At 71.6% G+C, this 13,856-nt stretch carries 9 protein-coding genes; 4 read left to right on the top strand and 5 right to left on the bottom strand.

Annotation, left to right across the window (positions count from 1 at the left end; genetic code table 11):
• The first annotated feature begins 111 nt into the window (after window positions 1-111).
• Window positions 112-1,380 carry a vanadium-dependent haloperoxidase gene (locus tag KBX00_RS06735; RefSeq protein ID WP_210824346.1) on the top strand — a complete coding sequence of 423 codons (1,269 nt, stop codon included), beginning with the start codon at window positions 112-114 and terminating at the stop codon, window positions 1,378-1,380.
• Window positions 1,381-1,496: 116 nt separating this feature from the next.
• Here KBX00_RS06735 and KBX00_RS06730 read toward each other — a convergent pair whose 3' ends face one another.
• From KBX00_RS06730 to KBX00_RS06720, 3 genes are all read right to left on the bottom strand, one after another.
• Window positions 1,497-2,873, bottom strand: coding sequence for an NAD(P)/FAD-dependent oxidoreductase (locus KBX00_RS06730; RefSeq protein ID WP_210824345.1), 1,377 nt, complete (start codon window positions 2,871-2,873; stop codon window positions 1,497-1,499).
• A gap of 159 nt (window positions 2,874-3,032) precedes the next feature.
• Complete coding sequence (locus KBX00_RS06725) at window positions 3,033-3,929, bottom strand: bile acid:sodium symporter family protein (RefSeq protein ID WP_210824340.1); 897 nt, start codon at window positions 3,927-3,929, stop codon at window positions 3,033-3,035.
• A 61-nt stretch (window positions 3,930-3,990) separates the two neighbouring features.
• Entirely contained in the window at window positions 3,991-5,058 is a 1,068-nt protein-coding gene (locus tag KBX00_RS06720; protein WP_210824338.1) for a DUF2855 family protein, read from the bottom strand.
• A gap of 146 nt (window positions 5,059-5,204) precedes the next feature.
• Between KBX00_RS06720 and KBX00_RS06715 the strand changes: the two genes are divergently transcribed.
• Both KBX00_RS06715 and KBX00_RS06710 read left to right on the top strand, forming a co-directional pair.
• A complete protein-coding gene (locus KBX00_RS06715) occupies window positions 5,205-5,801 on the top strand; it encodes a SigE family RNA polymerase sigma factor (protein ID WP_210824336.1) in 597 nt (198 codons plus the stop codon).
• Window positions 5,791-7,146, top strand: a complete 1,356-nt coding sequence (locus KBX00_RS06710; protein ID WP_210824334.1) for a hypothetical protein — start codon at window positions 5,791-5,793, stop codon at window positions 7,144-7,146. The genes KBX00_RS06715 and KBX00_RS06710 overlap by 11 nt, the downstream gene beginning before the upstream one ends.
• 41 nt (window positions 7,147-7,187) lie before the next feature.
• Here KBX00_RS06710 and KBX00_RS06705 read toward each other — a convergent pair whose 3' ends face one another.
• Together KBX00_RS06705 and KBX00_RS06700 are read right to left on the bottom strand one after the other, a co-directional pair.
• On the bottom strand, window positions 7,188-7,661 hold the full coding sequence (locus KBX00_RS06705; RefSeq protein ID WP_307868181.1) for an SRPBCC family protein: 474 nt from the start codon (window positions 7,659-7,661) through the stop codon (window positions 7,188-7,190).
• Between the two features lie 58 nt (window positions 7,662-7,719).
• Entirely contained in the window at window positions 7,720-13,224 is a 5,505-nt protein-coding gene (locus KBX00_RS06700; RefSeq protein WP_210824332.1) for a biotin carboxylase N-terminal domain-containing protein, read from the bottom strand.
• 307 nt (window positions 13,225-13,531) lie between these two features.
• Here KBX00_RS06700 and KBX00_RS06695 point away from each other — a divergent pair, with 307 nt between their 5' ends.
• The gene (locus KBX00_RS06695) at window positions 13,532-13,753 is read left to right on the top strand and encodes a hypothetical protein (RefSeq protein WP_099851929.1); all 222 of its coding nucleotides are present in this window, start codon (window positions 13,532-13,534) and stop codon (window positions 13,751-13,753) included.
• Window positions 13,754-13,856: the final 103 nt, after the last annotated feature.

Here is a 13,856-nt window from a genome sequence, read left to right as displayed (position 1 = left end):
GACGATTGATTGGCCCCGATGGGTGGCATACGATCCACCAATATCAATCGCCCCGACTGCCCGATGCCAGCGGCACCAGGCGGCAGCCGCGAACCAACGGGGGACATCATGATGCGCCGCACCCTCTGGTCACGCTTCCTCGCCAGCGCGGCCATCCTCGGAGCGCTGCTCGCGACCAGCCCGCCAGGGCCGGCGTCAGCACAGGTCCCGGCGGCCCCGAACCCCGTCATCGCCTGGGATGTCAACGCGCAGACGGCCATCTGGGACGTCGCCGCACAACAGCCCAACGAACAGGTACGCAGCTTCGCGATGGTCAACGGGGCCGTCTACGACGCGGTGAACGCGATCCACGGCACCCCGTACCAGCCGTATCTCGTCGCTCCGCCGGCCCGGGGTGACGAGTCGGTGGACGCGGCTGTCGCCGCCGCCGCGCACGGGGTGCTCACCGCGCTCTTCCCCGACCAGCGGGAGCGGCTGCGGGCCGGGTACGACCTTGCCCTCACCGCGATCCCCGACGGGCCGGCGAAGCAGGCCGGCGTCGCGGTCGGTGCCCGGGCCTCGGCCGCGATGGTCGCCGACCGGCGGCACGACGGCGCGTTCGGCGACCAGCAGTGGGCCACCGACACCGCGCCCGGCAAGTGGCGCCCGACCCCGCCACTGTTCCTATCCCAGGGTGCGTGGACGGCACACATGCGACCGTTCCTCATCTCCGATCCTTCGGCCTTCCGCACGCCCGGACCGCCGCCGCTCACCTCTGGCGTCTACGCGCGTGAACTCAACGAAGTCCAGGAGTACGGCTCGGCGACGAGCAGCGTACGCAGCCAGGACCAGACCGAGGCGGCGATCTGGTGGCACGACCGACGGTCCGCCGCCTGGGAGATCAAGCGCCAGCTTGCCACCACCGCACGGCTGGACGTCCTGCAAACTGCCCGCTTCTTCGCCATGACCGACCTCATCGTGGCCGACTCCGGGGTCGCTTGCTTCAGCGAGAAGGAGAGGTGGAGCTACTGGCGCCCGGTCACCGCGATCCAGCTGGCCGACGCCGACGGTAACGGTCGGACGGTGGCGGACCCGGGCTGGACACCGCTGCTGGTCACACCCCCGTTTCCCGAGTACCCGTCGGGTCACGCCTGCGGCACCGGCGCGCGGATGTCGTTCTACCGCCACTTCTTCGGCCGGGACGACATCACCTTCAGCGCCTCCAGCGCGGACTCCGGCACGACGCGGCGCTTCACCAGCTTCTCCCAGGCGCTCACCGAACTGGTCGGCGCCCGCATCTGGGGCGGCGTGCACTTCCGCAGCGCCGACGACGATGGCGCCCGGCTCGGTGCGGCGATCAGTCGCTACGTGGTCCACCACCATTTCCGCCCACGCCGCTGAGCCCGTCGCCGGCCGTCCGCGAACCGGGTCACACAGTGCACCACGCTCCGCTGCTCTCGGCTGATCCGCAGTAACACGTGTCGTGGACGGCGTCGCGCTCGGGCAGACCCAGTTGGTCAGCGGGCGCGCCGGTTGGCGCGCAGGGCGCCGAGGATCACCTTCGGTGAGGACAGTGAACCCGGGTGCTTCCGCATGGAGACGACGTCGTTGAACCGACGGGCGGTGGACACGTCGGTGACGGTCGCCGCGATGATCTGCCGGCTCACCCAGCTGGAGAGCCGGTGGCCGCGCGGGTAGGGGCCGTCGACGTGCGGCAACGCCAGGTCGGCCGAGGTGGATATCGACCAGGCGGCGTCGACCACGATCTTCTGCAGGGCGAAGAAGTGACGGGCCGGCAGGCCGAGATCCGGGCGGGAGCGCAGGTAGCTCGCCAGGCAGGCCGCGTGCAGTGCGGCGGCGGTGATGCCCTGGCCGTACACCGGGTTGAACGAGGCGACCGCGTCGCCGACGCTCACCAGCGCCGCCGGCAGCCGGGTCACCGCGTGGAAATCCCGACGCCGGCTGTCGGCGTGCCGGTAGGTCTGCACGTCGCCGAGGAGTTCGCTGTCGGCGACCACCGCGAACTCCGGCGGGAACTGCTCCCGCAGCCGGCGGACGAAGTCCTCGGCGGTACGGCCGGGACGGTTCTCCCCGTAGCCGGCCATCATGGCCATCCACCGACCGTCCTCGATCGCGAAGAACGCCGCACCGGCCACGTCCACGGACGCCGTCGGGCTGTGCAGCGCCAGCACCACCGCGTGCTCCGGGTTCGTCTCGTGGCGCCGGAACAGGGCGGTCGCGTAGTTCAGGTTCACCGTCATCCGCCGCAGCGCCGGCCGCTCCCACCCGGCCTCCGCCAGCCAGTCGGACAGCCGGCTGGACCGCCCCATGGCGTCCACCACCAGGTCGGCGTGCTCGACACCCGGCGAACCGCCGACGTCGCACCGGACGCCGCTGGTCACCTCGCCGTCGAACACCAGGCCGGTGGCGCGCGCGGTGACCGTCTTGACGTTCGGCAGTCGCAGCACCTGCTGCCGGATCAACGACTCCAGCAGCGGCCGACTGCCGGCCAGGCTGTCCGCGTCGTCCGGCACGACGACCTTCAACCGACCGTCCAGGTAGCTCCGCCGGGCCGCGGGCGGAGCCTCGATCGCCCCCTGTGCCATGGCCTGCTCCCGGAACCCCGGGAACAACCGCTCCAACAGGAGGAAGCCGCCGGGCAGCAGGGCGTGCAGCTGGGTGCCCTGTGGTACGCCCGGCCGCCCGCCGGTCGCGTGCAGGTCGTCGCGGTCGACGACCACCACGCTCTCGGCGTGATCGGACAGCACCCGGGCGGCCAGCATCCCGGCGATGCTGCCGCCGATCACCACCGCCTTGCCGATGACAGGGGACGCCTGGTCGGGCGGTCGTACCGCGTTCAGCGCGGCGAAGACCCGAGCCGGAGAGAGGGACATCGTGCTCTCCAAAGGGGTACGAGGTGTGGCGCCTTGCCGTCGGTCTGCCAGTGACCGTTGCTCGGGCGGACCGGCGGAGCCGGGCGGTCGGCATGACGCCCAACGATCGTTGCACAGCAAGGGAACGCCGACGACGATCCGCCGCCGCGTCCGGCCGGCTCAGTTCCGGACGGCGTCGTCGGGCGCCGGTGCCCGCCCGGTGCCCACCCGGTTGACCAGGTACCCGAAGGCGGCGGCCGTGAAGAACATGACGATGCCGTAGACGGCGGCGGGAACCGCCATCTGGGTGCTGTCGAGCAGCGCCGGGCTGAGCGCGACGGTGATGGCCAGGGTGCTGTTGTGGATGCCGATCTCGAAACCGGCCGCCTTGGCGGCGCTCGACTCGACCCCGGCCAGCCTCGGCACCCCGTACCCGATGGCGAGGCTGAGCAGGTTGAACGCGAGCACCGCCAGACCGACGGCGACGAAGTAGTCGGCGAGGTTCTCCCGCTCGCCGAGTACCGCACCGGCGATCACCGCGACCAGCACCACCACGGACAGCGCCCGGACCGGGCGGTCCAGTCGCTCGGCCACCCGGGCCCAGCGCGCCCGGATCAGCATGCCGACCACGACCGGGACGAGCACGATCGCGAACACCTGGAGCACCTTGTCGAACTGCAACCCGATGCTCCGCGCGTCGCCGAGGAAGTACGCCGCCGACAGGTTGACCACGATCGGCAGGGTGAACACGGCCAGCACCGAGTTGATCGCGGTCAGGGTGATGTTCAGCGCCACGTGGCCGCCGAACAGGTGGCTGTAGAGGTTGGCCGTGGTGCCGCCCGGCGAGGCGGCCAGCAGCATCATCCCGACGCCCAGTTCGGGCGGCAGGTCGAAGGCGAGCACCAGGCCGAAGCAGAGCGCCGGCAGCAGCAGTACCTGGCACACCAGCGCGATGACGGCGGCCTTCGGGTGCCGGGCGACCCGGCGGAAATCGCCGGTGGTCAGGCCGAGACCCAGACCGAGCATGATGATGCCGAGGGCGACGGGTAGTCCGATCAAGGTCAGGGCGGAGTCCATGACCCGACATCGTTACCGCCGGGTAACGCACTGGCAATCCTCCATGTGGCCGGGGTAGCCGTCAGAACTGGACGACGCGCCCCACCCGTGGCGGGGTAACGCCCGCCAGCACGTCGAGCCAGGCCCGCTCCAGAGCGGCCGGGCCGGTGCCGAGCTGGACGTCGAGCCATCCGCCGGCCACCTCCGCGAAGCGCCGCCAGGCCTCGGCGAAGCGCCGGTCGAGCCCGTCGCGCCCCCAGTCCAGGCGGCGTTTACGCATCTGCACCGGGGCGAAGAAGACCTCCCCGGCGGCCTCGGCGTTCGGGATCTGGTTGGTCAGGCCGACCGCGATGTCACGGACCAGCCGGTCGCCGAGGTGCCGCCGCAGGGCGGCCCGGGTGGCGGGCGCACCGGACAGGTCGAGGTAGGCGGTCGGCACCGGGTCGAGGGCGGCGATCCCGTCGTACGGCAGTACCTCGTCGTAGCAGCCGAGCGCGCGGGTGAACCCGACGTTGCCCGGCGAGGTGAGCCCGACCAGGCGCGGGCCGCGCCCGCGCAGTTCCACGGCGGCGGCGTACGCGGTCTTGCTGGACGCCGACGAGAACACCAGCGACGTCGCGCCGTAGCAGTCGTTGTCGACGACCTGGTCGGCGAGCATGAAGGAGGTGAAGAAGAGCGGCCGGAACAGGACCAGCAGGTCCTCCTGGTCGGCCCGGTACGCCGGGTCGCCGACGGTCGCTCGGTACCCGTTGTACGGCGAGGGCAGCTCGGCCCGGTGCGCGCTGGCGTCCCGGAAACCCGAGCCGTCCACTCTCGACGGCCGCACGACCAGGTGCCCAGCCGACGGAAGATAGCCGTACACCCGCAGCCCCACCTCGACCACGGCGACGGTCGAGCCGACCACCTCGGCGAAGCCCCACAACGGCGGCAGCCCCCACTGCCCGCCCAGCCCGTGCCGGTCGGGCGGAAAGAACTCCCAGTACCGCATCGCGTCGCCGAGCACCGCGTAGGTGACGTTGTTGGCGGTCAGTCCGACGCGGTCCACGCGCAACAGCGCCTCGCCGTCGGACAGCTCGGGCACGGCACGCTCCACCAGGGTGGTGCGGCTCAGCTCGGCACGGGCCACGGCGAACGTCCAGGAGGCAGCCATGCTGGAGACGCTAGGCAGCCGGAGCCATCGAAACAAGATGCACTACTAGTGCAAAATCCCACTCACCGCCGGCATTGCACAACCTTTTCCGGCGGTCCGGGGTCTTCCTGTCATGAACGCTGCCCAGACGGGGCTGGAGGGTGCAGGTGACCGATGACGGCTTCCGCGAGTTCGTCGAGATCAGGTACGCGGACCTGGTCCGGACCGCGTACCTGCTGACCGGTTCCCGGCACGCGGCCGAGGATCTGGTGCAGATCGCACTGATGCAGGCGATGCGCCGGTGGCGTCAGGTGGACGAACCGATGGCCTACGTCCGCCGGATCATGGTCAACGAGCGAACCAAGATCTGGCGGCGGTTCGGCTCGCGGGAGTTCCTCGCCGGCGTCACAGGTTCCTGGCGGTCCCAGTCCGAGCCCGGCCGGGACATGGCAGACGACGTCGTGGTCCGCGACGAGGTGCTTGCCGCCCTGCACGATCTGCCGCCCCGGATGCGCGCGGTGCTGGTGCTGCGTTACTGGGAAGACCTGACCGAGACCCAGATCGCCGACGCACTCGGATGCTCGGTCGGCACGGTGAAGAGTCAGTCCTCGCGGGCGCTCGCCCGACTACGCACGGCACTGCCCGCGTCGCCGAACCGGCCGATGACGCCGGCACGACAGGCACCAGGACGGGACGTCAACGAGGGTTCGCTGGCCGCGGTGCCGGGCGCGTCGAGAAGGAGAGACCCGAGCGATGGCCGATGAGATCAGGCAGGTGCTGGCCCGGCTCGCCGAACCGGTGGTGCCCCAACCCGATCCGTACCAGCGGTTGCTACATCGCGTGCGGCGACGCCAGCGGCGACGGGCTGCGGTGACGGGGGTGGCCGCCCTGGTGCTGGCCGCGGTGACCATACCGCCGGTGGGTCTGGTGGACCTGCTGAGGCCCGACGAGTCCACGCTGGCCACGGCGGCGTACCAGCCGGCGAGTCCGATCGACGATCCGATGGTGCGACGACTGCTCGACTCGCCCACCCGTGGCGGTCTGGCCGGCGACACCACACTGATCGCGACCATCGAACGGGAGTACCGGGCCGCCCGCGCCGAACTCCTTGTCGATCCGTCGTTGGACGACGTGCGGGTGCTGCTCGCCCACGACGCGCCCGGTGCCCGCGTGGTGGTGGTGGCCTATCTGAACGACTCGCACGCACTGATTCGCCAGAGCACCGGCCCGGAGGGTGCGTCCGTGCCGGAACTGCTCGACCAGACCGGGACGCCGGACGAACCGCAGGAATTGACTCCGTACCTCTTCTTCGGACGGTACTCCCGAGTCGACCGAGACGAGCCCGACGGTCTCGCGGTCGGCCTGGCACCAGCCGGTTGCCGTGTGGAGACATCACTCGGCGGTCGGCTCCAGCCGGACGGATCCGTCATCAGATCCTGGCAGCCGGAGCCCAACGACGGTTACGTGGTGCAGGCGGGTATGCCGGGCGGACGGTGGCAGTTCACCTGCGACGGGATCGTGCGGTACGCCGGTCCGGCCCGGATCGCCCTACAGACGAACGTGCCGGTCCCTCCAGACCCGCGCCGCGACCTCGACGTCTCCGCCGTCCGTGAACTGCGCGACATGCTCCACGCCGAGGGACTGTCCGGCTCGACGCCCCAGGTGCTCTGGACCGGTCGGTTGCCCGCCAGGGTTGCCGACGCGCCGGAAGCCGTCCTGGTGAGGTCCTGCTCGGTCGATGGTGGCTGCGCCGCACTGCTCAAGGCCGACGCCCGCGCGCTTGACGGATGGGAGTCGTCGGTGGTGACCCTCGATCGCACCGGTATCGGTAGCGCCGACCTGATCGCCGTACCGTTGCCGGGCCAGACTGCTGGTGTGCTGGTGGCCGGGCCAGAATCGGCGGACCGCGCCGAGTTGGTCGACGCACGGGGGTCGACGGTGACCGAAGGGCCGCTCACCGACGGGATCGGGGTCTTCGAGGTCGACAACCGTAGGGTCGCCGAGGTGCGGGTCCTCGACGGTGCGAACCAGCCGATGCTCACCGCCGCCACGCCGCGTCTGGCCGCCGACAGTCTCGAGATCGCCGAACCGACGCTCTGGGCCTGGTAACGCACCGTCCCCGGACCCCTCACCAGTTCGGGGACAGAGGCTCAGCTGGCCGTCATGCGGCGGGTCAGCTCGGCCGCCCGGTACGCCGCGACCCGACGGGCCTCGCCGGCCACGAAGCGCCGCAACGGCGCCGGCGCGTCGGCGCTGACCCGCTCGTGCACCCGGGTGCCGCCGACTACCGGGTGCAGCTCGACCACCGCGCACAGGGACACCCGACCCGGGCTGCGCACCTCGCTGACCAGCGGGCCGTGCGGCGGCGTCGACACCAGGCGTACCCGGATGCGGTTGTCCCACCGCACCGGACCGATCAGCCGGAACCGCTCGACGGCGAGGTACTCGGCGACCGCGCGGCCCTCGGCGTCGTGACCGTGCCGCACCTCGTCGACCGCCACGATCAGCGGCGACAGTCCGATGTAGCTACGCGGATCGGCCAGGTGCGAATACACCACGTCGGGCGGGGCCGCGACGGTGCAGGTGGTCTCGAACGCGATCGGCGGCTTCCGGTCCTCGGGCACGCCCCATGGTGGCACGCCGACGGCCGGACCGTGTCCCGCCGCCGGCGTGCCCGACAGGTCAGGACGGCCCGGCCGCCTTCGCCAGCCCGCGCTCGACGGCCGCGATGAGCTGCGGGCGCAGTTCCTCGGGCCGGATGATGGCGTCCACCGAGCCGACCTCGACCGCGCGCTGGATGCTGTGCACGCGGTCGAACTCGGCGGCCACCTCGGCCAGCTTCTCCGCCCGTACCGAGGCGCGCACGTCCATCAGCTGCGTCACCAGCGCCGCCCGCTGCCCGCCGCTCGCCGCCGCGACGCGGGCCTCCAGGTCGGCCACCCGGGGATCCTTCGCGGTACGGGCATTGACGTCACCGACGAACACCACGGCCGCAGCCGGCGCGCCGCCGATGACGGAGGCGAACGAACCCGCCACGGCGAGGACCGTCATGTTCGGGTTTAGCGCCTTGGAGAAGACCACGAACGCGCCACCGTGGTACCGCGAGATCACGCAGAAGACGATCGGCCCGTCGAAGTTGACGATCGCCCGGCCGATCTCCGCGCCGTACTCCAACTGCAACTGCCGCATCGACTCCGGCGAGCCGTCGAAGCCGGAGAGGTTCGCCAGCACCACGAGCGGCCGGTTTCCGCTTGCCGCGTTTATCGCCCGGGCGGCCTTCTTGGACGACCGTGGGAAGAGGGTGCCGGCGGTGTAGGTGTCCGGCCCGTCGGTGGGCGGGAACCCGCGCCGAGGCACCGAGCGGGACTCGATGCCGAGCAGGCACACCGGGATGCCGCCGAGGTGCACGTCCTGCACGACCGCCGTCTCGGCGTCGGCCATGCCCGCCCAGCGTTCCAGCACCGCATGGTCCTGGTCGGCCAGGGCCCGCATCAACGTACGGATGTCGAACGCCTTCTTGCGGTCGGGGTTGCGCTCCCGGGAGAAGATCTCGCCGACGGTGGTGAAGTCGCTGTCCGGCACCGCGTGCGGGTAGTCGGAGATGTCGCGGTCGACCGGGTCGGCGGTGACCGCGCGACGCGGCCGGCTCTCCCCCGGTGCCACGTAGGCGTGGTCGTGGTACGCCATCAGCACCCGGTGGGCGCCGCGCAGGTCCGGCGCCCAGTACTGGGCCTGACCGTTGGGGCCCATCACCCGGTCGTAGCCGCCGATGCCGAAGTTGTCCTCGGCGGAGACCCCACCGGAGAAGTCGAGCGACTGCTTGCCGGTCAGCACCATCGCCGAATCCGGCGTCATCACCAGGATGCCCCGGGTGTGCATGAGCATCGTGGCCTCGGCGTTCCAGTACGGCTGGGCGCCCACGGTGATGCCCGCGACGACGATGTTGATCTCACCACCGTCCTGGGTGAACTCGACGATCCGCTTGAGCGCGGCGGCCACCCAGTCCATGTTCTCGGTGCCCGAACCCATCGAGATCCGCGCACCGGCCGACAGCGCGAACCAGTCGACCGGTACCCGCATCCGCTCGGCCAGGTCGAGCGCGGCGATCACCCGGGCGCACTCCGGCTCGGCCAGCGCACCCAGCGCCCTGGTCGGGTCGCCGAGCAGCACCACCCGGGTGACACCCTCCGGATAGCGCTCGGTTGGCGTGCTCGCCACACCGACGACCATCCCCGCCCGGTTCTGGCCCTTCGGCCGCCGCACCGGCACCAGTTCGCCGGATTCGGTCAGGTCGTGCTCGACGAAGCTGCCGTTACGGCCGGCCAGCAGCTCGGTCAGCTCGTACGGGTAGGTGGTGCCGCGCCGCCGAGCCGACAGCACCTTCTGCCGGTAGTCGTCGAGCGGTTGGATCAGCTCCGCCGTCGGCTCGGTGACCGAGATCCGCATGCCCTCGGCGTAGGAGATCTGCACCGCGATGTCGGTCAGCTCACCGGTGTCCGCGTCCCGCTGCCGGCCGAGGAACAGCACCTCCTCCAGCCCGGCGTCCGCCGTGATCGGCAGCACCCGCTGGGCGACGGTGTTCAGCTCCTCGATGCTCAGCTCGTTGGGCGGCCAGACGTAGATGGTGATCCGGTTGGTGTCGAACCGCTTCTTCGCCGGGCGCTGCGCCTGCACCTTGCGGATCGCGTCGAGGCAGGCGTCGAGCGCACCCTCGACCGCGGGCAGCGCCAGGATCCGGCCGTCGGTGTCGCGCAGCGGGGTGAGGTCGCGTACCTGGGCCATCGCGGCCAGCCGCTCGTCGGCCGGATTGTCCGGGGCGACGCAGTGGAAGAGGTACACCTCCTCGTCGGCGGAGGGCAGCCGGGTCAGGTCGAAGTTGCGCAGCCGGGGCAGTTGCAGCCGCTGGGCGATCAGCGGGTGCAGGCCCCGGATCACCCGGTCCTCGCCGAGGTCGGGCCGGAAGGTGAAGTGGTGGTGCATCTCGGCGCCGTTGCGTCCGGCCACCGAGATCGTCACCCGCTGGAGCACGTCCAGCAGACCCGCCTGGCCGAGCACCTCCCGCAGGGTCGCGGCCATCGCCTCCGGGTCGGGCTGCTCGGCCCAGGTCAGGTACACGTCGGCGACCGTCGACGCGGGATCGCCGCCCGCCACCAGCGACACCGTGCCGTCGTCCGTGCCGACCAGCGCGGCGACCTTCGCCAGGGTCGCCGGCAGTCCGGCGAAGTCCGTGGCCGCGGCGACCAGGCGGAAGCGTTCGCCGTCGCGGTCGTACCCGGCGGTGAAGAACGACTGCCCCGTCACCTCGACCACTCGGGCGTCGCTCGCGCCACGGCTGCCGTAGTAGCGGCGGCTGAGCACTTCGAGCATCGGGCCGTGGTCGACGCCCGGCCGGCCGATGCGCTGGGCGAGCAGCCGGACCAGCGGCTCCGGTGAGGCGACCATCGTCGCGATCCGCTCGGCCCGGTCGGCCGCGTCCGGGTTGCGGTCGAGGTGCCGCAGGTTGGCACGGACGTCGGCGTACACCTCGGCCCGCTTGCGTCGCAGCATCGGCTGCGCCGCCCAGCGGAACACCACGCTACGGGCGAGGTCGCCGATCACCGGGAAGCGGCGCTGGGTGGCGAAGATCAGGTGTTCCAACGCCTGACCGACCAGCTCGCGCAGGCTGTCGGCCGGCGGCGGCTCGGTCAGCCACCGTTGCAGGAAGGTGACGATCACCTTCACGTCGGCCGCCGCCCGCTGCTGGGCGAGGAAGATCCGGAAGACCGCCTCCTCCAGCTGCGGCGTCCGCTCGAAGTCGTCGACGCCGTAGTGGGCGAGTACCCGGGCGAGGCGCTGACGGAACGTCTCCGGCAGGGCGGCCCGCTCGACGTCGAGGCACTGGAGATAGGTGTGGAAGTACTCGCGCGGGCTGTGCACCCGGGTGTCGGCCTTGGTCTCCTCGCCGGCCGGCCGGTTGCGGCTGAGCTCGGACAGGTCGGCGAAGACCTGGAGCAGCTCGACCTCCTCCTCCAGCGGCCGGTGCGGCAGTTCGGCCCGGGCGGCCAGGTAGGCGGCGAGGACGCGGCGTTCGTCGCGCGGGTCCAGGTCGTAGCCGAGCAGCAGACTGCGCAGGTCGGCGATGCCCCGCGCGACGCGGTCGCCGGCCGACAGGCCGGTCGGCTCGGGCGGCAGTTCCAGGTCGACGGCGGTGGACTCGGCGGCCTCGCTGGCGGTTCCGTCACCGAGCGGCTCCAGGCGCAGCAGTGGTGTGCCGGTCTCCACCTGGCTGCCGACGGAGACCCGGCACTCGCGCACCTTCGCCGCGAACGGAGCCCGCAGCACCGTCTCCATCTTCATGCTCTCCAGGACCAGCACCGGTGCGCCGGCCTCGACCTCGTCGCCCACCGCGAGCGGCGTCGCGACGACGAGCGCGGGTGACAGGGAGCGCAGTACGCCGCCCTCGTCGCGGCTGACCCGGTGCGTGACGCCGTCCACCTCGACCAGGTGGATGGGCCCGTGAGTGTCGGTGACCAGCCGGAACCGCCGGCCGTTCACCAGGATCCGTCCGCTGTGCTGGTCGTACCGCTCCAGTTCGACGTCCACCGTCGCCGTCTCACCGACGCCGACCCGGAACCGGTGCGGTCCGGTCTGTGCGACGGAGACCCGGTAGGTCGCGCCGCGCAGCTTCAGGTCGATCGGTCGGCCGCTGGCGTGCTGCACCTGGGGACGGCCACCGTGCGCGGTGGAGAGCAGCCGCTGCCGCTCCACGTGTGCCTCGTCCTCGTACGCCTCGATGGCGGCGGCGGCCAGCGCGACGCCGGAGTGCCGGGTGGAGATCAGGCGGCCCTGGGCGCGGACCCGGTCGATCCAGCCGGTGTCGGCGCTGGCGTCGATCACCTCGGGCTGGTCCAGCAGGTCGAGCAGGAAACTCTTGTTGCTCGCCCCGCCCTCGATGATCACCGTGGTCTCGGTGACCGCGCGGCGCAGCCGACCCAGCGCCTCGTCGCGGCTGCGGCCGTACGCGATGATCTTCGCGATCATCGAGTCGAAGTCGGCGGGAATCACGTCGCCCTCGCTGACCCCGGTGTCCACCCGCACGCCGGGTCCGCTTGGCAGCACCAGGCGCACGATCCGACCGGGCGACGGGGCGAAGTCCCGGTCGGGATCCTCGGCGTTGAGTCGGGCTTCGACGGCGTGCCCCGCCTCGACCGGGATCCGGTCACCGAGCCGCCCGCCGGCGGCCACCTGGATCTGGGCCTTCACCAGGTCGAAGTCGGTGGTGGCCTCGGTGATCGGGTGTTCCACCTGCAACCGGGTGTTGACCTCCAGGAAGGCGAACATCCGGTCACCCGGGTGGTAGAGGAACTCCACGGTGCCCGCGCCCCGGTACTCCACGGCCAGCGCGAGCCGCTCGGCCGCCTCCTTCAGCTCGCGGGTCTGCTCGGCGGAGAGCACCGGCGAGGCGGACTCCTCGATCACCTTCTGGTTGCGGCGCTGCACCGAGCAGTCCCGGACGCCCAGCGCCCACGCGGTGCCCTGGCCGTCGGCGATCACCTGCACCTCGACGTGCCGCGCGCCGGTGACCAGCCGTTCCAGGAAGACCACACCGCTGCCGAACGCGCGCTGTGCCTCCAGGCTGGTGCGCTCGTACGCCTCGGCGAGCTCGGTGTCGCTACGTACCACCCGGATGCCCCGGCCACCCCCGCCCGCGGTCGCCTTCAGCATCAGCGGGTAGCCGATCTCGGCGGCGGCGCGCTGGGCTGCGGCGAGGCTCTCGACCGCGCCACGGCTCCACGGCGCCACCGGGACGCCGACCTCCTCGGCGATCAGCTTCGCGCCGATCTTGTCGCCGAGTTTGCGCATCGCCTCCGGGCTCGGCCCGATGAAGGTGACGCCGTTCTTCTCGCACAGCTCGGCGAAGGCCGGGTCCTCGGCCACGAAGCCCCAGCCCACCCAGGCCGCGTCGGCGCCGGTGTCGTGCAGCGCCCGTTCCAGCACCCGGTGGTCCAGGTACGGTCGGGCGGACGCGGGCCCGAGGCAGTAGCTGTGGTCGGCCTCGCGGACGAAGGTGGCCGACCGCTCCGCCTCGGTGTAGAGCGCGACGGTCTCGATCGGCGGAGCGTCGGTCTCGGCGTTGAGCTCGCGAACAGCGTGGATCAGCCGCATGGCGGCCTCTCCCCGGTTGACGATGGCGATGCGGCTGAACACCGAGCAGGCCTCCGGAAGATCGTCCCTGACAGGAGGGAACCCTCCCTCGGACAGGGGGTCCCGCTCAACCAACCTTCGCGGCTACCGGCGGGTAAGGAAGACGTGGGAACTGCCACCTCCGGACAACGGTTTTTGTCGAGACCCTCCAACGCCACACGTTGACGCCGCCAGCGGGTGGCCCGGGTCACCCCGGACGAGCCTCGAACGACCACGCCGGGTCGAGGCGGCAGACACCCTGCGTGGCGGTCGAATTCCGGCAAGATCATCAAACATTTCCCTCGCGGAGCTGGTGCTATACGGTCAGCGGGTGAGAGTTGAGCGTCACTGGTGGAACGGCGACCACACCCCACGTGGACGTCGCGACGTCTACATCCGTACCGACGGTGAGTCGTGGGAGGTCGAGGCCCGGGCCGGCGGCGGCACCGGCCGCTCGAAGATCTACCCGTGCCCCGGCCGCAAGTCGGCGGAGATCCTGGCCGGGGCGTGGATGGGCGGCCAGAGCCGCTGGCGGGTCGTGGCACCCTCCTGAGCCTCACCGGCAGCCGGCCCGCCGCCGGTCGGGTAGGCTGACCATGCGACCCGCCCGACCGCGGGTCCGACTCGATGTCCCGGGCCCCGCGCCTTCGACGCGC

Origin of the sequence: Micromonospora sp. C95 (assembly GCF_018070465.1) — a bacterium.
In the GTDB taxonomy this organism is placed as follows: domain Bacteria; phylum Actinomycetota; class Actinomycetes; order Mycobacteriales; family Micromonosporaceae; genus Micromonospora.
Note: the sequence above shows the minus strand (reverse complement) of the source record. Positions and strands in the feature narration are given on the sequence as shown.

Bases quoted from the DNA above. Each gene is read 5' to 3' on its own strand.
- KBX00_RS06735 (WP_210824346.1), top strand. From the start codon at position 112: ATGCGCCGCACCCTCTGGTCACGCTTCCTCGCCAGCGCGGCCATCCTC.
- KBX00_RS06730 (WP_210824345.1), bottom strand. From the start codon at position 2,873: ATGTCCCTCTCTCCGGCTCGGGTCTTCGCCGCGCTGAACGCGGTACGA.
- KBX00_RS06725 (WP_210824340.1), bottom strand. From the start codon at position 3,929: ATGGACTCCGCCCTGACCTTGATCGGACTACCCGTCGCCCTCGGCATC.
- KBX00_RS06720 (WP_210824338.1), bottom strand. From the start codon at position 5,058: ATGGCTGCCTCCTGGACGTTCGCCGTGGCCCGTGCCGAGCTGAGCCGC.
- KBX00_RS06710 (WP_210824334.1), top strand. From the start codon at position 5,791: ATGGCCGATGAGATCAGGCAGGTGCTGGCCCGGCTCGCCGAACCGGTG.